Source organism: Psychrobacter sp. ANT_WB68 (assembly GCF_008369115.1).
Classification (GTDB): domain Bacteria; phylum Pseudomonadota; class Gammaproteobacteria; order Pseudomonadales; family Moraxellaceae; genus Psychrobacter.
Genome location: NZ_VOAZ01000001.1, coordinates 348,129 through 368,304, shown reverse-complemented (window position 1 = coordinate 368,304; position 20,176 = coordinate 348,129). Strand labels below are relative to the sequence as shown.

The 20,176-nt window shown below is 42.5% G+C and carries 18 protein-coding genes; 7 read left to right on the top strand and 11 right to left on the bottom strand.

What is annotated here, in order from left to right; genetic code table 11:
- Positions 1-166 precede the first annotated feature (166 nt).
- From FQ084_RS01585 to FQ084_RS01570, 4 genes are all read right to left on the bottom strand, one after another.
- On the bottom strand, positions 167-1,801 hold the full coding sequence (locus FQ084_RS01585) for a CTP synthase (protein ID WP_149488889.1): 1,635 nt from the start codon (positions 1,799-1,801) through the stop codon (positions 167-169).
- A gap of 155 nt (positions 1,802-1,956) precedes the next feature.
- Positions 1,957-2,727, bottom strand: coding sequence for a hypothetical protein (locus FQ084_RS01580; protein WP_262880621.1), 771 nt, complete (start codon positions 2,725-2,727; stop codon positions 1,957-1,959).
- Between the two features lie 208 nt (positions 2,728-2,935).
- On the bottom strand, positions 2,936-4,015 hold the full coding sequence (locus tag FQ084_RS01575; protein ID WP_149488887.1) for a porin: 1,080 nt from the start codon (positions 4,013-4,015) through the stop codon (positions 2,936-2,938).
- Positions 4,016-4,591: 576 nt separating this feature from the next.
- Positions 4,592-6,790 carry a malate synthase G gene (locus FQ084_RS01570; protein WP_149488886.1) on the bottom strand — a complete coding sequence of 733 codons (2,199 nt, stop codon included), beginning with the start codon at positions 6,788-6,790 and terminating at the stop codon, positions 4,592-4,594.
- 608 nt (positions 6,791-7,398) lie between these two features.
- Between FQ084_RS01570 and FQ084_RS01565 the strand changes: the two genes are divergently transcribed.
- On the top strand, positions 7,399-8,169 hold the full coding sequence (locus FQ084_RS01565) for a tRNA-(ms[2]io[6]A)-hydroxylase (RefSeq protein ID WP_149488885.1): 771 nt from the start codon (positions 7,399-7,401) through the stop codon (positions 8,167-8,169).
- Between the two features lie 131 nt (positions 8,170-8,300).
- Here the strand turns inward: FQ084_RS01565 and FQ084_RS01560 are convergent, their stop codons facing one another.
- From FQ084_RS01560 to mtgA, 5 genes are all read right to left on the bottom strand, one after another.
- Positions 8,301-8,678: a hypothetical protein gene (locus tag FQ084_RS01560; protein WP_262880620.1), complete on the bottom strand. Its 378-nt coding sequence runs from the start codon at positions 8,676-8,678 to the stop codon at positions 8,301-8,303.
- Positions 8,679-8,779: 101 nt separating this feature from the next.
- Positions 8,780-9,031: a hypothetical protein gene (locus tag FQ084_RS01555; RefSeq protein WP_149488884.1), complete on the bottom strand. Its 252-nt coding sequence runs from the start codon at positions 9,029-9,031 to the stop codon at positions 8,780-8,782.
- A 96-nt stretch (positions 9,032-9,127) separates the two neighbouring features.
- A complete protein-coding gene (locus tag FQ084_RS13185) occupies positions 9,128-9,298 on the bottom strand; it encodes a hypothetical protein (RefSeq protein WP_188032872.1) in 171 nt (56 codons plus the stop codon).
- 331 nt (positions 9,299-9,629) lie between these two features.
- Complete coding sequence (gene ppk1 / locus FQ084_RS01550; protein ID WP_262880619.1) at positions 9,630-11,873, bottom strand: polyphosphate kinase 1; 2,244 nt, start codon at positions 11,871-11,873, stop codon at positions 9,630-9,632.
- A gap of 272 nt (positions 11,874-12,145) precedes the next feature.
- Positions 12,146-12,832 (bottom strand): monofunctional biosynthetic peptidoglycan transglycosylase, encoded by a 687-nt coding sequence (mtgA, locus tag FQ084_RS01545; RefSeq protein ID WP_149488883.1) that lies wholly within the window; start codon positions 12,830-12,832, stop codon positions 12,146-12,148.
- Positions 12,833-13,167: 335 nt separating this feature from the next.
- Here mtgA and FQ084_RS01540 point away from each other — a divergent pair, with 335 nt between their 5' ends.
- From FQ084_RS01540 to FQ084_RS01525, 4 genes are all read left to right on the top strand, one after another.
- Complete coding sequence (locus FQ084_RS01540; RefSeq protein WP_149488882.1) at positions 13,168-13,497, top strand: glutaredoxin family protein; 330 nt, start codon at positions 13,168-13,170, stop codon at positions 13,495-13,497.
- A 66-nt stretch (positions 13,498-13,563) separates the two neighbouring features.
- Positions 13,564-14,751, top strand: coding sequence for an alpha-hydroxy acid oxidase (locus FQ084_RS01535; RefSeq protein ID WP_149488881.1), 1,188 nt, complete (start codon positions 13,564-13,566; stop codon positions 14,749-14,751).
- Positions 14,752-14,853: 102 nt separating this feature from the next.
- Positions 14,854-15,825, top strand: a complete 972-nt coding sequence (locus FQ084_RS01530) for a rhomboid family intramembrane serine protease (RefSeq protein ID WP_149488880.1) — start codon at positions 14,854-14,856, stop codon at positions 15,823-15,825.
- Positions 15,826-15,969: 144 nt separating this feature from the next.
- Positions 15,970-16,782: a MipA/OmpV family protein gene (locus FQ084_RS01525; RefSeq protein WP_149488879.1), complete on the top strand. Its 813-nt coding sequence runs from the start codon at positions 15,970-15,972 to the stop codon at positions 16,780-16,782.
- 89 nt (positions 16,783-16,871) lie between these two features.
- Here the strand turns inward: FQ084_RS01525 and FQ084_RS01520 are convergent, their stop codons facing one another.
- A complete protein-coding gene (locus FQ084_RS01520; protein ID WP_149488878.1) occupies positions 16,872-17,303 on the bottom strand; it encodes an adhesin in 432 nt (143 codons plus the stop codon).
- Positions 17,304-17,641: 338 nt separating this feature from the next.
- Positions 17,642-19,045, bottom strand: a complete 1,404-nt coding sequence (gene fumC, locus FQ084_RS01515) for a class II fumarate hydratase (protein WP_149488877.1) — start codon at positions 19,043-19,045, stop codon at positions 17,642-17,644.
- A 141-nt stretch (positions 19,046-19,186) separates the two neighbouring features.
- On the opposite strand from fumC, the gene FQ084_RS01510 reads away from it, so the two are divergent.
- Positions 19,187-19,903 (top strand): 5-formyltetrahydrofolate cyclo-ligase, encoded by a 717-nt coding sequence (locus FQ084_RS01510; protein ID WP_149488876.1) that lies wholly within the window; start codon positions 19,187-19,189, stop codon positions 19,901-19,903.
- On the top strand, positions 19,903-20,136 hold the full coding sequence (locus FQ084_RS01505; protein ID WP_149488875.1) for a hypothetical protein: 234 nt from the start codon (positions 19,903-19,905) through the stop codon (positions 20,134-20,136). Before FQ084_RS01510 ends, FQ084_RS01505 begins: the two co-directional genes overlap by 1 nt.
- Positions 20,137-20,176: the final 40 nt, after the last annotated feature.

Here is a 20,176-nt window from a genome sequence, read left to right as displayed (position 1 = left end):
GGATTAAAAAAAGTATCCAAGCGTAATTAGACATTACCATGAACCACAACTCACCAATAATAAAAACTGCATGTATAAAAACCACCATCAAAAAAAGGCTAAATAAAAAAAGACCAATCCGAAGATCAGTCTTTTTCATCACTATCAAGCTGTCGTAAGATACAGATTATTTGTTATCGCTATAGGTTCTTGCTGCTTTTACAAAGCTATTAAACAGTGGATGACCACCGCGTGGCGAGCTGGTAAATTCAGGATGGAACTGTACCGCGACAAACCATGGGTGGTTAGGAATCTCGACCGACTCGACCAAATGCTGCTTGGCAGAATAACCTGAGATACTCATACCTGCTTGCTCTAATGGCTCGATATAGCGGTTATTCATCTCATAGCGATGGCGATGACGCTCAGTGATATTGGTTGCGCCATAGATTTGGGCAAGCTTGCTACCAGCAACCAGTTCAGCTTGCTGTGCACCCAAACGCATGGTACCACCAAGATCTGAATCATCGCTACGAATCTGCAATTCGCCGCGCTCATCTAACCATTCGGTAATCAGACCAATGATAGGTTCAGCCGCCGTGCGGTGGAACTCAGAAGAGTTGGCATCGATGTGCAGTACATTACGAGCGTACTCAATCACAGCCAACTGCATACCAAGGCAGATACCTAAATAGGGCACGTTATTTTCGCGCGCATAGGTAATGGCTTTCATTTTGCCATTGGTACCGCGTTCACCAAAGCCACCTGGTACTAAAATAGCATCAGCATCGTTAAGACGGGCAAATAAAGCATCATCCGTTTCTAACAACTCAGCATCGATATAGTCGATTTTGACGTCTGCTTTATGGGTGATGCCAGCGTGTAGCAAAGCTTCGTTAATAGACTTATAGGCATCCGGTAATTCAACATATTTACCAACCATCGCTACTGTTACCGTCGCTTCAGGATTCAGCTGCGCTTCGACCACTTTATCCCAATCACTTAAATCCGCTTCCGGCAAATCAAGACCAAAACGCTCACAGATTAAGTCATCAAGATCTTGCTCATGCAGGGTGCGCGGGATTTGATAGATACTTTGCGCATCTTCACACATTATAACCGCACGCTCTTCAACGTTGGTAAACAGCGCAATCTTGCGGCGATTGTCTTGTGAGATATGATGATCAGAGCGGCAAATTAAGATATCAGGCTGCAACCCAATAGAACGCAGCTCTTTTACCGAATGTTGAGTAGGCTTGGTTTTGGTTTCGCCAGCACTAGCGATATAAGGTACCAGCGTTAAATGCATCAGCATGGCGCGATTGCGACCTAGCTCTACTTGCATTTGGCGTACGGCTTCCATAAAAGGTAGTGACTCGATGTCCCCGACCGTACCACCAATCTCGATAATGGCAATATCATAGCCTTCGCCACTGGCAAGGATTTTACTTTTGATTTCATCCGTGATATGCGGAATCACCTGTACCGTACCGCCTAAATATTCACCGCGGCGCTCTTTGTTCAGAACGTTCTGATAGATGCGCCCACTGGTGAAGTTATTGCTCTTACTCATCTTTGAATGGCGTAAAAAACGCTCATAGTAGCCCAAATCTAAATCGGTTTCGGCGCCATCTTCGGTCACGAATACTTCGCCGTGCTGGAACGGGCTCATCGTACCTGGATCGACGTTGATATACGGATCCATTTTGGTCATCGTAACGTTCACGCCACGTGCTTCTAGGACGGCAGCAAGAGAAGCGGCGGTAATACCTTTTCCTAGTGAGGACACTACCCCACCGGTCACAAATATAAACTTGGTCATAGCACTCTGTCGGTAATTGGTAAAGAAGGATTCTACTAAAAATACGCCACAAAATATAGGGCAAAAGCATAAACTATATTAAATTTCGGCGATATTATACGCTTACAGGCTTTTATTATATTCAACTAACTGATATACATTTATTCAGATCGCCTTTAATGAGACTTAGCACTGGCTCTATGTTTAAATACCAGTAGACAGACAATTATAAAACCAAACAATACTGCCGATGCTCCGAATCGGCTCAATGCTAGACCGCCATGATCAATAGGTTTGTCCAAAAAGTCTCCTAGTACTGCACCTAATGGTCTAGTAAGAATGAAAGCTGACCAAAACAGTAGTGTTCTAGATATATTTGTCCAAAAATATGCTCCTGCCAGTACCGCTAATAAGCTGCCAAATATAATAGCGCTCATGGTATAACCCATGCCTTTGCTATCTGCTACCCAATCTCCAAGTGCGGTACCTAATGTTTGAGAAAACATTATTGTCGTCCAATAAAACACTTCGGCTTTGGGTGATACAATACTATCGACACTGATACTGCCCATAGTTTTGCGCCAAACTACTAAGCATACAATTAACATTACAAATAATAGTGATGCGCCACCAGCATAGCCAATCCCTAAAGAACGATCAACGAAATCTGCAATAGTAGTCCCAAGGGTCGTTGTCGCGACGATAGTACCCCAATAGAGCCATTTATTAAACTGTTTTGCTTTGATTTGTGCGGCGACTGCGACGGCAAATATGACAGCAAATATTGCTGTACTTACGATATACCCCAAGTTCAACGACATGGATAATGCGTCGCCCGCTGTTTCGCCTAAAGTGGTGGCTGCTATTTTAATTATCCAAAATAATAACGTGACCTCTGGTACTTTTACTAATGCTTGCTTTACATTAGCTACGTAGTTATCTGACATAGACTTATCCATTTTTATGCCTCTTTCAGTAATTACTTCGGTTTAACCACCTCAATTAATAAGTTCACTTTATAAACAACACTGATATTAGAAAACTAACTCATTAAACATTAACACTAAAGCCGTTAAGAAAGCATTAAGATGCACAAAAAAAGGCCTATCAATTTTGATAGGCCTTTTTTTATATTTTTACTTTATACCAAGAAATTTAGAACTTGTATTCTAGACCAGTACCAACTACGAATACTTCAGCATCGCCTCTTACATTATTGTAGATAAAGTCACCGTAACTATTTTTAACACCACTATTATAGGCATGGTTAACATTATCTGCTTTGTTCATACCAGCATAAGCATGAGCAATGATGTTGTCTTTATAGAAGTATTTGCCACCAACAACGATCTGATTTGTATCAGCGTCATTAAAACCCTCTAGGTTGTCAGTTTTGTTGTACTGAGCATAGACAGCGGCTGGACGAGCAAAGTTAGTTAAACCCATTTCGCCACTGATTACTAAGCCTTTCTCTTTAGAAGAGCCACCATCGTAATCAGCTACTTGATATAGTGCGCCTAGAGTTACTGGAGCTGCCATGTATTTACCTAGATCTACAGTAGCAGTACCACGGATGATATCACCAGCGATGTTTTGATCTTTGTCATACGCTAGACCAGCAGTGAAGCCAGTACCTTGGTCAAATAGTGCTGCAACACCAAAGCCTGCATTATCGTTGCCATTAGCATCATCAGAGCTATACATTGCAGATAACTGTAATGGAAGGCCGTCATACTTTGGTGCAGTCCAAATGATTGAACTTGGAATACGGTTACTATCAGCCATGTTCAGAGCTTGAACAAGGTCATCATCATTGTTAGTCTTACCTAAGTTATCAAAGTAACCTTGGTTCACAACAACGTTGTCAATACGAGCTAGACTTGATTGGTTTTTACCAACACGGAACTCACCAAACTGCTTGTTATTTACACCAAGGAATGTATCACGGTTAGTGAAACCATTTTTATCACCATCGATACGTGTGCCGTATTCTAACTGATAAATTACATCAGTATTAGCAGTCATAGCTTCAGAGCCCTTAAGACCGATACGTGAAGCATGAGAGTTGATTTCAACTGTATCTTCGTTGTACTGCTTTGTACTAGGAGCATATGCATCAAAATCGGCATTAACATAGTCAGCAGCTAAAAAAGCTTTACCGTAAACAGTTGGTGCGGCGTTGGCTGCAGATACAGATAGGGCAGCGATTGCTGTAGCTAAAAGTAGTTTTTTCATGGGGGTATCTCCACTTTACAATTTTAGTAATGAGCGAGCTATTATTAGCCGTTGCCCAAAATGGTATCGTCACAAATCCTCAAAGATATAATGTGTAACTGGCTACCGAGATTAGTCAGAAACAAGTGTGGCGAAGTTCTATTACCGTAAGATGAAAAAAACCATGACTTACATAACTAGGATCAAAATCGTAACTGCCATGTAAACGTTGGTCTTTATCGCTCTGTTGTGTAACATCCGTTACCAAACTTATACTTCGAGTACAAGCATAACAACTTTGACATAATTTGCAACATATTTTTAAGCCTTAAATGACAAAAAATTCTGAAAGCCATGTCCACTATGAGGTTTAACCTTTGTTTAAATAATGAAAAAAAAATACCCCTATTCGCCATAGGCAAATAAGGGTTGCACTGATAAATATCAGTAATAATACTATAAACTATCTTTGACAGGCTCATTAAGACCTAAGCAATAAAGAGCTACTTATGCATTGATAAGTAGCTCTAAAGCAAAGTCTGCTAATAACCAACAACGCTAGCCCTATTATTTAATCAAAAATATGGCTAGATCGATTTAAGAATGAGCTTTTAAGTCAAGGCGTGCTTGATGTAGTAATGGCTCAGTGTAACCATTTGGCTGCTCGCGACCTTTAAACACTAAGTCACAGGCGGCTTTAAAGGCATAAGAGTTATCAAAATCGTTTGCCATTGGCTGATAATCGCTATCGTCAGCATTTTGCTCATCGACGACTTTTGCCATGCGCTTCATAGTATCCATCACTTGCTGCTCACTGATGACACCATGATGTAACCAGTTGGCGATATGCTGGCTTGAGATACGCAGTGTTGCACGGTCTTCCATCAGACCCACATCATTGATGTCAGGGACTTTAGAACAACCCACACCTTGGTTTACCCAGCGTACGACATAGCCTAAGATGCCTTGAGCGTTGTTGTCTAGCTCTTGCTGCTTCTCTTCTGCTGTCCAGTTGGTATTTTTTGCCAATGGGATGGTCAAGATATCATCTAAGCTGGCACGCTGACGTGATTTTAGGTTGTTTTGAACCTCAGTGACATTTACTTGATGATAGTGCATGCTGTGCAAGGTTGCGCCCGTTGGTGATGGGACCCACGCTGTGCTAGCGCCTGCTTTTGGATGAGCGGCTTTGGTTTCCATCATTTCTTTCATTTCATCAGGCTTCGCCCACATACCTTTACCAATTTGGGCGTGACCTTGTAGACCCGTCTCTAGACCGATATCAACGTTCCACTGCTCGTAGGCTGGCTGCCATGCTTCTGACTTCATATCGCCTTTACGTACAAAAGGACCGGCGTTCATGCTGGTATGCATCTCATCACCGGTACGGTCTAAGAAGCCCGTATTAATAAAGATAACACGCTCTTTTGCTTGGCGAATGGCTTCTTTTAGGTTGACCGTCATACGGCGTTCTTCGTCCATAATACCGATTTTAAGGGTATTACGTTCTAAGCCCAATAAGTCCTCTGAGGCATTGAACAAATCATTGGCCATTTTGACTTCTTCAGGACCATGCATTTTTGGTTTAACAATATACATTGAACCTTTGCGCGAGTTTGATAGCTGGTTTTTACCTTTAAGATCGTTTAAAGACAATAGCGGTGTAATCAAACCATCCATTAATCCTTCGAAAATCTCTTCTTGACCGTTACCTAAGTCAACTAAGATGGCTGGATTTTGCATCAAGTGACCAACGTTACGGATCAGCAAGAGCGAACGACCCGGTAGGATAAGTGTGCCGCCATCTGGCGTGGTGTATTCACGGTCTGGATTTTGCTTACGGGTACGGGTTTTGCCACCTTTTTCAAAGGTTTCTTGCAAGTCACCATTCATCAAACCAAACCAGTTGCGATATACTTCAACTTTTTCTTCAGCGTCGACCGCAGCGATTGAATCTTCACAATCTTGAATCGCAGTGATGGCTGATTCTAGTAGTACATCTTTGATATTTGCAGGATCGTCTTTACCGACTGGATGACTGCCATCGATTTGAATCTCAGCGTGCAAGTTATTGTTCTTTAATAAGATACCGGTTGGGCTTGCTGCGTCACCCACAAAACCTACAAACTGCGCTGAATTTTTTAGTTCAGTGCTGCTATCACCTTGTACAACTTCAAGCTTGCCATCGACGACTTTAAAGCCGGTTGCATCGTTGTATGAACCTGAGGCTAGTGCAAAATTTTCGTCTAAGAATTTTTTGGCATACGCCACGACAGCTGCGCCGCGAATTGGGTTATAGCCACCTGTTGCTTCTTGACCATTTTCATCGCTGATCACGTCTGTGCCATACAAGGCATCATACAAGCTACCCCAACGAGCATTGGTCGCATTCAATGCGTAGCGCGCGTTACGTACTGGTACGACTAACTGCGGGCCTGCAATGTGGGCAATCTCGTCATCAACGTTTTGGGTGCTAACCTTGAAATCATCGCCTTCTGGTAACAGGTAACCGATTTCTTGCAAAAATGCTTTATAAGCTGGGTAATCAATATCGCCATTTTCGGTAGGATTGTCGAGATGCCACTGATCAATCTGGGCTTGGATTTTGTCACGAGTCGCCAGCAGCGCTTTATTACGCGGCGTAAATTCCTTAATGACCTTTTCAAAACCTGACCAGTAACTGTCTGAATCCACACCGACTTTCGGCAGCACTTCATTTTCAATAAAATCGAACATCTGCTTATCGATGGCAAGAATGCCCTTTTGAATACGATTGGCGTTAGAAGACTGGCTCATATTGTTATCCTTATCTGTTCGTGAAGTGTGTTAATCCTGGGGTGCTACAAAAAATGTAGCTATCTATATAGCAACGGTATCTTGTCAAAAACTTGATATGACGTCAGCGGGTAAAAATAATATACAGTTAACATTAACAGCTGGTCCAACCCGTTATCATCAAATGTTATTTAAACCAATTTTAAGCAAATAATAGCGATAAACCTTATGTTTTGCGACGGCATTGATAGTTGATATAATACCGAGTATCCAACAATCAACTGACTATTAATCATCAGTTGGTGGTCCAACAAAATGTCCCAAAAGCAGAATCTCATCCTACTATCAAATAATGAAATAAACAAGCGAACACCATTCAGCAAGTAAATACTTAGGCTGTATATAAATGATACCCTATAAGACGTCTACCTTAGACGCTATAGACGCCTTGCTTAAGCGCATTTACCGAAAGCAATAGATAAACGTTAGGTAATCATTACTCTATTGATTTATGCTTAACGGTTATATATTAAGCAAAAGTACGTGACAGTATAAAGTGCGCTAGACTAAATGTAATATCTTTGACAGTAACCTTAAACACCCACTCGCTAATAAAGCCCAATAAAACTATGACTATCAATGCACAAAACCTTTCAACTTTAACGCAAGAAAAATCAGTCGAATCTGATAGAACAGAAGATGTTTTTCAAGAAATCAATACTCAAAAACACAGCACTCAAGAGGATAGCTCTCAAGAGGACAGCGTCGATATTGCACAATTGCGAACGCCTATAAAGGTAGACCTATCTCCTATTTATGAGTTTTTGGGTGCTCGCACCACACAAGCTTGGATAAATGCCGCCATTGCCGACTTACCATTAATCATTCAAGACCATGCCAATTGTGAAAAGAAGGCGGCTGGTACAGCGATGAACCTACTATTTCGCTACGAGTTCTCTTATGATTTACAGCGAAAATTGGCGCAGTTGATACGCGAGGAGATGCTGCATTATGAGCAAGTGCTCGGCATCATGAATGAGCGCGGGCAAGAGTGGGAATATCTAAGTGCCGGGCGTTATGCTAAAGGCATGCTCAAACATAAACGTACTTACGAGCCAGCAGCGATGGTGGACGTATTAATTATCGGGGCTTTTATTGAAGCACGCTCTTGTGAGCGTTTTGCGGCACTGGCTGAAGTTATCAACGATGAGCGTTTGGCGAAGTACTATCGCTATTTACTTAAGTCAGAAAGTCGCCATTTTGAAGATTATCTGGCATTGGCGCAGTCATTGTCTGAGAACAATATCGACGAGCGCGTTGCCTTTTTTAAAGCAGTCGAAGCAGAGCTGATATCGAGCCCCGATACTGAACTGCGTTTTCATAGTGGTACACCCGCTTAGGATTTATAAATTTTATCTGAGCTCTTAACAGCTATAAATAATGATTAAAAAAAGGTGCAGCAATCAGCGATATTCTTATCAACTGATTGCTGCACCTTTTTAGCTTTGACTTAATACCTAAAACCCAAATATTAAGAATCTTTTTCATCAGGATTTAGTACGCGTGTTTGGGCATTATCAACATTTGCATAGCGGTTTAAGTCATTGATACTTGCGCTTTTAGGAGTACTACCCACAATCGTATGCTCATTGATACCTTCGTCAAAAGCATTGCCATCTTGGTCACGTCGATCTGGCTGACGCGCAGGGTTGTCATTGTCATTGACGTGCTCTGAATTTATCACGCCTTCTTTAAAGGTATCCGTCCCTTTATTTTCAGTCGTGCTCTGTTCGAGTTCATCATGAGAACCAATACGAGTGCTATTGGTATCGAGCGTATTAACATCGGACTCTTCAATACGCGTTTTGGTTAACGCTGGATCTTTTGTTTGCATCTTCTCACTTTGCATTATGGTGTCCTTGTCATTTTGAATTGTTGTGATTATCGTTATTATTATCAATCATTCAATTTCTAAAACTACTGGCTTGCAAATTTAACAACAGCTAAACCCTATTCATTGCCTTTTTGGGATAAATCATAAGCATTTAAGTCTGCGACATTCTTACCACCAGCTGGCAAATTCTCTTCCTTACGAGGATCGGAGTATATCTCGTCCGTTTCCTGTGATTTCTGCTGTGGTCCATCGATATCGGGCTCGTGTTTACGACCTTCATAACTGTCTTGGGCATTGTCTGGATGTAAGGCTGCTGGATCATGAACGGGTACCGCTTCTTCATGATTTGGATGAGTATTAGTTGGCATAGCGCTTCCCTCGCTTTTATGGTTTAAATCATTATTTATTTTTATGAATTAATAAAGATGCTAATTGCTACTGATTTCTTTGTAATGAAGCTGATATCACTTATCGGTGCGTAATTCATCATCAATAAATGAAGTCTGTTCTTCTTCACTCAACTCTTCTGGCGCATCGAATGGTTTATTCTCTTGTAAATTTTTCTCAATTTGTTGACTATCTGCTTGCTCTGCTGCTTTTTTAATATCTGAGGTATCGTTATTGGTATTGCTCATGATTCATTTCCTATTTTTTATAATTGATGTATTAGTAACAAGACCTGTGCCAATTATAAGGAGAATTTTCAATCACTAACCAGTGTACTGCAGTATCAATGTGTGAATAAATGTGAGGTTACAAGACAGTTTGTAACGTATGTTTCATCTTTATAGTTATCATCATTCGCAATGGAGATTATTAATACGAAAAAGCCAAGCGTAGATTACATCCACGCTGGGCTTTCATTGAGAATAATTTAACTGGAAATATTAAAATTTAATGCAATTCAGGTTAACTAGAGATATCAGCAAGCACGTCTAATAAAACCAGCTGATTAAAGCCAATACTCTAAACGGGCTCGCCAACGCCGTTAATCACTTTTAATAAATGCTCCTGCGCGATATGCGGCAATTCGCCTACGGCAGGTTCAGTCTGCTGCCAGACACCATTACCGTCAAGCATCCATGCTTGCACATTGTCTTTGAGATAATTTAAGAGCCCGTCTTCATAAATCTGCTTGAACAGTTTTTTATCTTCAATAGGAAATGCCACCTCGACGCGATGGAATAAGTTGCGATCCATCCAGTCAGCACTACCGCAATATAGCCGCTCATCCCCATCGTTATGGAAGTAATAAATACGTGTATGCTCCAAAAAGCGCCCGATGACAGATCGGACAGTAATGTTCTCAGACAGCCCTTTTACTTGTGGACGCAAGCAGCACATGGAGCGCAAAATTAGCTCAATCTTAACCCCTGCTTGCGACGCATCATACAATTTATCTATCAGGCGACGTTCAGTCAGCGCATTGACTTTAACTATGATATGAGCGCGCTTGCCCGCTTTGGCATGGGCAATCTCGTCATCGATAAAGCTCATTAGTTTCTCATGCAAAGTAAAGGGCGCATGCAGGAGCTTTTTCAAGTTGGCTGGTTTGCCCATTCCCGTTAGTTCTTGGAATATTTTATGCACGTCTTCTGAGATATCGGGGTCAGCACTGAATAAGCCATAATCGGTATAAACTTTGGCATTGGCAGCGTGATAATTGCCTGTACCTAGATGCACATAACGGCGAATCTTATCGTCTTCACGGCGCACGATGAGCATCAGCTTGGCGTGGGTCTTATAGCCCACAATTCCATAAACCACGACTGCGCCTGCTTCTTGTAGATAATTGGCAACTGCGATATTAGACGCTTCATCAAAACGCGCACGTAACTCAATAACCGCCGTCACTTCTTTACCATGACGCGCTGCTGCTGCTAGCGCTTTGACAATCTCTGAATTGGTACCTGAACGATATAGAGTTTGTTTAATGGCCAATACTTTTGGGTCGCTTGCCGCCTGCCATAATAAATTAATAATCGGTGAAAACGCATGGAACGGATGATGTGCCAATACATCACCTTTACGCATCGCTGCAAACATACTGGTCGCTTTATCAAGCTTATCGACTTCACGGCGAAAAGGCTTGGGTACGACATGGGTAAACGGCTGATAACGCAGTGCTGGAATATTAAAGTCAAACAGCAGCCGCGTTAAGTTCACCGGTCCATTGACACGATATAATTGATTGTCATGCAGCTCAAACTCATTGAGCAAATAATCACTAATGGGCGTCGGACAGTCAGTGGTGACCTCTAAACGCACCTTGTCGCCAAAGCGGCGGTTTTCAAGCTCGCCTTCTAAGGCCTTGGCAATGTCATCGACATCGTCTGCTAGGTCTAAATCTGCGTTGCGTGTCAATCTAAACTGATGACAGCCAGTGACATTCATGCCAGGGAATAGCTCACCGATATGTTCATGAATCACGGCTGACAGCATCACATGGTGCTCTTTACCACCCGTCAGCTCATCAGGCAGACGAATCACGCGTGGCAAGCTGCGCGGTGCTGGCACAATCGCTAGATTGATATCGCGGCCAAAGGCATCTTTGCCTTCTAAGGTGGCAATAAAGTTTAAGCTCTTATTGACTAAACGTGGAAATGGATGCGCAGGGTCAATGCTAATGGGAGTTAAGACTGGAGATACTTGCTCGGTAAAATATCGCTTCATCCATGCCGATTGCTCGCTATTCAACTCGTCACGTTTTAGATATCGAATGTCTTCTTCGGCAAGCGCTGGCAGGATTTCTTCATTTAAAATACGGTATTGTTCATCGATGGCAGCGTGAGTGATGACGGATATCTCTTCTAATACTTCACTTGGGCGCATACCATGGACACTGGTCGATACATCACCTAGATTGAGCTTTTGCATGATACCGGCAACACGAATCTCAAAGAACTCATCGATATTGGATGAAAAAATAATCAAGAAAAATAAACGTTCTAATAAAGGGTGGCGCGGACTGGCGGCCTGCGCTAACACGCGCAAATGAAACTGTAGTAAAGATAAGTCGCGATTGATATAGCTGCTGGGTGAGTAGCTGCCGTCTTCTGAACGTTGCCACTCAATCTCAGTTAAGCTCTCAGTCAAACCATCGCTCGAACCCTCACCTACGTTAACAAGGCTCGTGCTTATTTCATTGTCAGTTTTTATACTGATATCACTACTGTCATTAACTTCATACTTATTATCCATCTCTGCCATCTTCCTACTCCTATGGCGTTATCGATACGCCATCATCTTTTATTTTTATCACCATTTATAAAATGAGGACGCGCCCTAAAAACTTTTATGCCATTTTTACGCTAATGCTCTTTTTGATTATCTTTAAGCCAATTTCTTTTAGAGTAGCTACCTAGTATCTACACTGTCATCCTATAACATAGCACAACTCAGGCTTACTGCTATTTAATCTAATGAACCATTTAAGCAGCTATAGCAACTGACAAGTTCAACCTCCAGTTTGAGCGAGCAAGTTAAGCCGATTGTGGCAAGACGGCATTCTTCATCCGTTTTTTAATGATACGTTGTTTGTTGCGCAAGCGTTTGTCGCTTTGATGACTTTCATAGTATTTTGGATTGGTCAGCATAGCGATTAGTAAAGCAGATTCGTCGCGGTTTAGATTGGCTGCTGATTTATCAAAATAATGCTGGGCGGCGGCATCGATACCATAAATACCATTGCCAAACTCTGCCACATTCAAATAAGCGGTCAAAATGCGTTGTTTATCCCACAAGGTTTCTATCATCACGGTGATGATTGCTTCCTCGGCTTTACGGGTATAAGAGCGATGTGAGGTTAAAAATAGATTTTTGGCCAATTGCTGGGTGATGGTTGAGCCACCTGCTGAAGTTTTGCCAGTCTCTTCATTCTTTTTCTGTGCTTCCTTAATGCCTTTCATATCAAAGCCGTTATGCTGGCTAAATGTCGAATCTTCACTGACAATCGCCGCTTGTTTGGCAGATTTGGCAATGTCATCATACTCAGCCCATGTCTGCGTGACGGTGCCGCCCGTTAAACGATGGGTCAGCATAAACATACTGTTATTAATCGGCTGGGTTTTCCAAATCAACAGTAGACCTGCGACCAATATATGGAATGCCACGACCAACAACATGAATGCCAATAATAATCGTTTGATAAATTTGCCAAAACTTGTCATGCGTGCGATATCCGAGTGATGAAAAAATAGTCGTATAAAAAACGGCTGTCTATAAATGATGAGCGATAAACGGCTAGCTATCAATAAGACGCTAATAATGAGCAATGATAAATAGCAGGTCATCTTACCTAATCTCACAATCGCTGTCATTATTTACCCTATTTCTTTATCATGTAAATAGTATTAAATAATATCAATGCTTTTACTTAAATTACGTAAAATAAATGCTTAGCGTCAGACATTATTAACGCCAAACATTAGAAACAGACGTTAGCAGCAAATATTATAAAAAGACATTAACCATCAAAAATAGAAATCAGGATAAGAGTGCAAAAATGGATAATGAGAATGGTAATGATAGTACCGTACCAATGTTACGGGCACGTATGATTGCCGCCAACCCCAATCTTGGTACGGCTGAAAATCAGGATAAATGGTGGCTACTCGGGACGACTGGCTGCCATCTTTGTAACATCGCTGAGCAGCTGCTAACCCAATTTCAAGCGGTGCAACCGCTAAGCTATCAGCATGTTGATATTGCCGATTTCGATGAAACGCTCATGATGGAGTTTGCTACTACAATTCCTGTCATATTGACGCCGTCCAGACGTTTAAATTATCCGTTTTCAGTGCTGGATTTGCAGCAGTTATTAGTAGCGTCATAAAACTGTCTTAATAAAACAGCCAGCATAAGAGCGCTGTTATAAAACAATCATAATAATGAGAAATATATGAAAGATTTAAAGAAAGTCACGGAAATCGAAGATTTGCGTCGAGTCGCCGAGCGTAAAGTGCCGCGGATGTTTTATGATTATGTCGATTCAGGCTCATGGACTGAGACCACCTATCGCAATAATGAAACCGACTTTGACCGTATTAAATTGCGCCAGCGGGTATTGGTCAATATGGAAGGGCGTTCGCTTGCCACTGACATGCTGGGCTCAAAAGCCAAAATGCCAGTCGCTATCGCGCCTACTGGCTTTACCGGTATGATGTGGGCAGATGGCGAGATTCACGCCGCGCGGGCAGCGGAGAAATTTGGCGTGCCCTTCTCGCTTTCGACCATGAGCATCTGCTCTATCGAAGATGTGGCGGAAAATACCAGTGCGCCGTTTTGGTTTCAGCTGTATGTGATGCGCGACCAAGAGTTTATGGCAAACCTGATTCGCCGTGCTAAGGCTGCCAATTGTTCAGCGCTTATCTTAACCGCGGATTTACAAGTGCTAGGACAGCGCCATAAAGACATTAAAAATGGTCTATCAGCACCGCCAAAGCCTACCCTTGCCAATATACTGAATCTCATGACCAAGCCGCAATGGTGCATGAATATGCTCGGCACTAAACGGCATAGCTTTGGCAATATCGTCGGCCATGCCAAAAACGTCGAAGATATCTCATCGCTCTCGGCATGGACGGCTGAACAGTTTGACCCTGCTCTGAGTTGGGATGACGTCGCGCGTATTAAAGATATGTGGGGCGGCAAGCTGATTATAAAAGGTATCATGGAGCCTGAAGATGCCATCATGGCTGCCCGTAGCGGTGCCGATGCGCTGGTCGTCTCAAACCATGGCGGACGTCAGCTTGATGGTGCGCTGTCTTCCATTGCGGCGCTCGCTGATATCGTGCAAGCGGTAAGAGCGGAAAATAGCAATATTGAGATTTGGCTCGATAGTGGCATTCGCTCCGGTCAAGATGTGCTCAAAGCGTTGGCGGTGGGCGCCAATGGTACAATGATTGGTCGCGCGTTTTTATATGGACTCGGTGCTTATGGTGAAGACGGCGTGCGCCGTGCGCTAGAGCTTATCTATAACGAGTGTGATATCAGTATGGCGTTTTGTGGTCATACCGATATCAATCAAGTGACGAATGATATTTTGGTCAAAGGCACTTATGAGAATCTTAAAATCAATCCTTATTAACAAACTCGCCTTTATTAAATATTCATAACAGGCTTATAGATGACACGCCCTAACCCTAGCCTTTATACTCTACTTATAATTTTTTATTGATAATTTGCGTTTATGACCATTCAACAATTATTAAAAACAGCGCCTGTCACTACTTTGCTATTAGTCAGTTTTATCGGACTATTTATTATGCAGGTACTGACTGGAGTCGATGCCAATAATCCATCAATTGAAGACTTGTTAAAATGGGGCGCCAATGCCTTGCCTTACACCATGGATAATGAACCATGGCGCTTGGCAAGTAGTGCCTTTTTGCATATTGGTCTGATGCATTTACTGTTTAATAGTTTTGCGATGTATTTTTTTGGACAAATCGCCGAGCCGATGTTTGGCTCAGCGAAGTTTTTGGCATTATTTTTACTGGCGGCAATCGCTGGCAACCTACTGAACAACCATATTACGTGGCAAGGTATATTGGATGGCACTGGACAACCGGGCATATCAGCGGGCGCGTCTGGTGGCATTATGGGTATCGGTGCCGCGCTATTAATAGCTGCCCTATTTAAAATATCAGTCAATGGCATGGTGCTAAATCTTAAAAGCCTGATCATTATTATGGGCATCAACTTGGTGTATGGCTTTGCGGTACCGGGGATTGATAATGCTGGCCATATTGGCGGTGCAATAACTGGCTTAGTGATTGCATTGGCGTTCGCGCTTGCCTATCGTCAGCGGTTGGCTGCTACAGTACAGAATGTGCCTAGACGAGTTGGAGACAGCTATCATACGACGTATATTAACTCTCCAACGAGCAGCGACACTGACTTTTCTACCCACACTCCTCGCTTCGACAATGATGGGAATTTTGATAATAACAGCAGTTTTAATCCCGACTCTGCTGTAAACTTACCTATAAATATGAATGCCAATCACAGAAAATTTAACGAAGAGAGAACACCGCACAAATCCATCTTTATTTGGCAAGTGTTACCGTGGCTCATGATGCTGCTGATCAGTATGGGTTTTATGTGGTGGTGGCAAGATATTCATCAGCAAATATTACAAGTGCTAACCGCCATTGAGTAAAATGCCAGACTTATTTATTATGATAAAATAGCGGACGTGAACCCCCTATTATTCTTAACTGTTTCTACTTACCCATTTTCATTGACTATTCTATTTATCGACTCTATTTTAACCATTTAGCCCACCCACTTATGAGAGCAAATCATGTTTAAATCATCAGCGCTATCTAAACCGTTGACGCGCACTGTGCTTAGCGCATTGACCGCCACCGCCCTATTTAGTGTCGCCAGCTTTTCCAATGCCGCGTTGTTTAAGAACAACTTACCGACTGATCACGATGCCCAACTCAGCGTCGGTGTCAACGTCATGGCAGTCAAATCAGCCTATGATTTGGAAGATAGCACTGAGATAAAAGTATTGCCGGGTGTGTTTTATGATAATAATAGAGTCTATGCACGCGGTGCTCAAGCCGGTGCTTATATCATCAATGATGGTACCAATCAGCTGGCTGCTTACGCGCAGCTTGATGGTAGCGAATTCGACCCTGACGATGCGACTGGTGCCCTTCAAGGTCTGGATAAACGTAAGGCATCAGCCGCTGCGGGTCTATCGTATCTACGTCGTACGCCTGTGGGCGGTTTCCGCCTTCAAATAGCGACTGATGTTTTAGATAATAGTGGTGGCAATACGGCACGCTTGAGTTATCTCGCCAAAATCACTAAAGATAAGCTCACGGTCTATCCAAGCGTTGGCTTTGAGTACCATGATGCTGACTATAATGAATATTATTATGGCGTAACGGATAAAGAATCGGCGAAGACAGGCGTTGCAGCTTACACTTCTAATTCGAGCTTGAATCCGTATATCAATATCAGTGCCAACTATGACTTCAATGAGCGCTGGGCAGGGTTTGCCAATCAAAGCTTAAGCTATCTGCCCAATGAGCAATACGATAGCCCAATGGTTGACTCGCGTACTGATGCAACGACGACGCTTGGGTTACTTTATAAGTTCTAATTGAGCTTAGATTTTAGATAAAAAAAGACCTTGCTGTGATTAACAGCAAGGTCTTTTTAATTTCCCTAAACCTATCAGTCTACTACAAACTAGCCTTTAATCTTTTTGACAGATTGAACATCACAGCCTTTATAAAGAATTTCACTGCTGGCATTTTGAATATTAGCCGATGACTTATGATAATTATTTAAACGCAGTGCACCAGTCATAATACTAAAGTTTTCTTCATCACCAAACACGGTATCAACATCGTCAGAACGACCTAAGTTAATCGGCAAAAATCTTTTTTTGCCATTCAGGTTGGCTTCTGCAAACGTAGGTAGATTTTGCTTATTAAAGCCATAAGTCACGCTGATTTTCTTGTTGTTCTGGCAAGTATAGTTGACTTGTCTGTGTTTAACAGCGGTGTCATAGCTCTCACTTGGTTCCATCACTTTATCCGAGTAAGCCATTGCAGAACCAGAACCCAGCATCGCCATCAAAATACCAGCTGATGATAGAGCGGCAGTTAATTTTTTCATAAAATCACCTCAATTATATAATTAGAATGGTCATAGATAAGAAAATAGATAGATGGACGTTAGCGGCGAACTATTTTTAGTTGGTCTGATCGTTCGCTCTTATTGTCTTTATCATGATTTGAAACTGTCATTTAAGAACTGTTATTCACGAGCTCTTATCTATGCGCTCATTATAATCAAAATTTTTGTTGGCGCTGTTATAAGTATTGGTTTGCTTGTTGTTTGAGCGTAAGACATTGTTTCGCGTGATGTATGTGCTTCAATTGATAGATAAAAAAAAGACCTTGCCACACTATATGACAAGGTCTTTTTACTATTCTAAGAAAGTATTAAATGCCTTACTTAGGGTTTACCATATCAGCAGGAATAACCCACTCATCAAATTGCGCTTCAGTTAACAGCTCTAACTCAACCGCCACTTGCTTCAAGGTTTTGTTTTCTTTATAAGCAGTCTTAGCGATTTTTGCTGCGTTTTCATAACCAACATGACGGTTCAATGCCGTTACTAGCATTAATGAGTTATGCAAAAAGTCATCGATTTTGTCTTTTACTGGCTCAATACCTACCGCACAATTTTCATTAAAGCTATTGCAGGCATCACCAAGTAGCTTGATAGATTGCAATAAGTTAAAGGCGATTACTGGCTTATAGACGTTTAGCTCAAAATTACCTGACGCGCCTGCCATGCTGATCGTTACATCGTTACCCATCACTTGCGCCACAACCATGGTCATTGCTTCTGACTGAGTTGGATTCACTTTACCCGGCATGATAGATGAGCCTGGCTCATTTTCAGGAATCGTTAACTCACCCAAACCACAACGAGGACCTGATGCCAACCAACGTACGTCGTTAGCGATTTTATTTAAGCTACTTGCTAGCGTTTTTAGTGCGCCAGAAGCAAATACTTCAGCATCACGAGCCGCTAGTGCTTCAAACTTGTTCGGTGAGGTGACAAACGGCAAGCCAGTCAATGTCGCTAATTGCTCAGCTGCTTTTACCGCATAGTCAGGGTGGGCGTTTAGACCAGTACCAACCGCTGTGCCGCCTAGTGGCAATTCATACAAGCCTTGTAGCGCGTTATCGATACGCGTTAACGAGTGGTCCAATTGGCTGACATAACCGCTAAACTCTTGACCTAATGTCAAAGGCGTGGCGTCTTGCAAATGGGTACGACCGATTTTAACGATGCTATCAAATTCTTTGGCTTTTGCGTCTAGTGTATCGCGCAATGCTTTTACCGCCGGAATCAATAAGCCATTGATTTCACGAGCAGCAGCCACACGAATCGCAGTTGGAAAGCTGTCGTTGGTAGATTGTGCATGGTTGACATGATCATTTGGGTGAATCGGTGTGTAGCTGCCACGCTCAGAACCAGCGATTTCATTGGCACGATTGGCCAATACTTCGTTCATGTTCATATTTGACTGGGTGCCAGAACCGGTCTGCCATACAACCAATGGAAACTGATCGGTTAAACCACCGTTGATGACTTCGTCAGCGGCTTGGACGATTAAATCGCGCTTATCGCCTTCGATACGCTCAAGGCTCGCATTGGTAATCGCAGCGGCTTTTTTAACCAAAGCCATTGCTTCAATCATTGGACGTGGCAAAGTCTCGCCACCGATTTTAAAGTTTTCACGGCTACGCTGAGTTTGCGCACCCCAATAAGCGTCAGCTGGGACTTCCACGTTGCCCATGGTATCTTTTTCGGTACGAGTTGCCTGATTCTGTGTCGACATAACTACCCTCTTTGATGGTTGGTTTTATAGCTGCTTCGAAAAAAGTGCAACACACGCTGCACATAAAGGAAAATACGTTGTAAAGTGGCGTTATGATAGCATGACTTATCACAAATTTCTCCAAGTCCGTGAGGCTAACTGATGTCTAAAAACACCAGCCAACAACAATCTGCTACTTCGCTATCAAGGCTATGTGAGCTATCCAATGAGGTAGACCCTTCTAAACAAGAGGTCAAAATCTCTGATACTTTAATCAATCCGCCAAGACGCCAATTTACCAGCCAACGTCGTAAGCTTACAGATGGCGAGCGCAGGCAATACGCGCGCATGGCAAGCTTGCACTTAATTAAGTTGCAACAGCGCTTAGCACCGCATGCGCGTATCGGCTTATATTATGATGGCTTTGGTGAGCTGCCCACTCAGCCACTGTTGGACTGGTGTCAACGCTTAGGCTATTTACCTTATTTACCAGTGGTAGGTTCGCTCGGACGCACTAGAAATGGCAACGATGATAAACGTCTGCGCTTTGTACCTATCCATCAGTCGAAACTGTTAAATGTACCAACGCGTATTCACAGCTTAGGTATGAAGCAAAATCATCATCGCCGATTATTGTGGGCAGCTGAATTAGATGTCATTATCTGCCCATTAACAGCGGTTGATAAAAACGGCAATCGTATGGGTATGGGTGGTGGTTTTTATGATATGACCCTTAGTAAAAGCCATCAAGCAGGGTTAAAAAAGCCATTAAAAATTGGTTGGTGTTATGACTTTCAAGTGGTCGAGCAACTAGAGCGTCAGGCTTGGGATGTGCCGTTAGATGGTTTGATTACGCCAAGTGGCTTGAGGTGGTTTTAATGAGTGATAATAAGAGGCCACTGGAAACTAACTCTAGCGCAGAGCATGTCGAAAAACATTTGCAAGAGTTAGAAAAAGCAGATTATGAGCTATTCTATTATAGTCAAGAGCAGTCTTTTAGCGCTGATGAGCTAGCACGGCTTATTAATGAAGAACGCTTAAACGAATTACTGGCGCAGAGTGATGATTTTTTAGCAAGCTTGGGTAGTGAGCTTAAAGATTTTGATGAGTAGTATTGAAAGAGGCGTAAATCACACCATCATAATAGCCATG

Coding starts and splice junctions, on each gene's coding strand:
- ppk1 (WP_262880619.1), bottom strand. CDS start 11,873: ATGGCAGAGATGGATAATAAGTATGAAGTTAATGACAGTAGTGATATC.
- FQ084_RS01505 (WP_149488875.1), top strand. CDS start 19,903: ATGAGTGATAATAAGAGGCCACTGGAAACTAACTCTAGCGCAGAGCAT.
- FQ084_RS01555 (WP_149488884.1), bottom strand. CDS start 9,031: ATGCCAACTAATACTCATCCAAATCATGAAGAAGCGGTACCCGTTCAT.
- FQ084_RS01535 (WP_149488881.1), top strand. CDS start 13,564: ATGAAAGATTTAAAGAAAGTCACGGAAATCGAAGATTTGCGTCGAGTC.
- mtgA (WP_149488883.1), bottom strand. CDS start 12,832: ATGACAAGTTTTGGCAAATTTATCAAACGATTATTATTGGCATTCATG.
- fumC (WP_149488877.1), bottom strand. CDS start 19,045: ATGTCGACACAGAATCAGGCAACTCGTACCGAAAAAGATACCATGGGC.
- FQ084_RS01570 (WP_149488886.1), bottom strand. CDS start 6,790: ATGAGCCAGTCTTCTAACGCCAATCGTATTCAAAAGGGCATTCTTGCC.
- FQ084_RS01525 (WP_149488879.1), top strand. CDS start 15,970: ATGTTTAAATCATCAGCGCTATCTAAACCGTTGACGCGCACTGTGCTT.
- FQ084_RS01510 (WP_149488876.1), top strand. CDS start 19,187: ATGTCTAAAAACACCAGCCAACAACAATCTGCTACTTCGCTATCAAGG.
- FQ084_RS01565 (WP_149488885.1), top strand. CDS start 7,399: ATGACTATCAATGCACAAAACCTTTCAACTTTAACGCAAGAAAAATCA.
- FQ084_RS13185 (WP_188032872.1), bottom strand. CDS start 9,298: ATGAGCAATACCAATAACGATACCTCAGATATTAAAAAAGCAGCAGAG.
- FQ084_RS01585 (WP_149488889.1), bottom strand. CDS start 1,801: ATGACCAAGTTTATATTTGTGACCGGTGGGGTAGTGTCCTCACTAGGA.
- FQ084_RS01575 (WP_149488887.1), bottom strand. CDS start 4,015: ATGAAAAAACTACTTTTAGCTACAGCAATCGCTGCCCTATCTGTATCT.
- FQ084_RS01520 (WP_149488878.1), bottom strand. CDS start 17,303: ATGAAAAAATTAACTGCCGCTCTATCATCAGCTGGTATTTTGATGGCG.
- FQ084_RS01580 (WP_262880621.1), bottom strand. CDS start 2,727: ATGTCAGATAACTACGTAGCTAATGTAAAGCAAGCATTAGTAAAAGTA.
- FQ084_RS01540 (WP_149488882.1), top strand. CDS start 13,168: ATGGATAATGAGAATGGTAATGATAGTACCGTACCAATGTTACGGGCA.
- FQ084_RS01530 (WP_149488880.1), top strand. CDS start 14,854: ATGACCATTCAACAATTATTAAAAACAGCGCCTGTCACTACTTTGCTA.
- FQ084_RS01560 (WP_262880620.1), bottom strand. CDS start 8,678: ATGCAAAGTGAGAAGATGCAAACAAAAGATCCAGCGTTAACCAAAACG.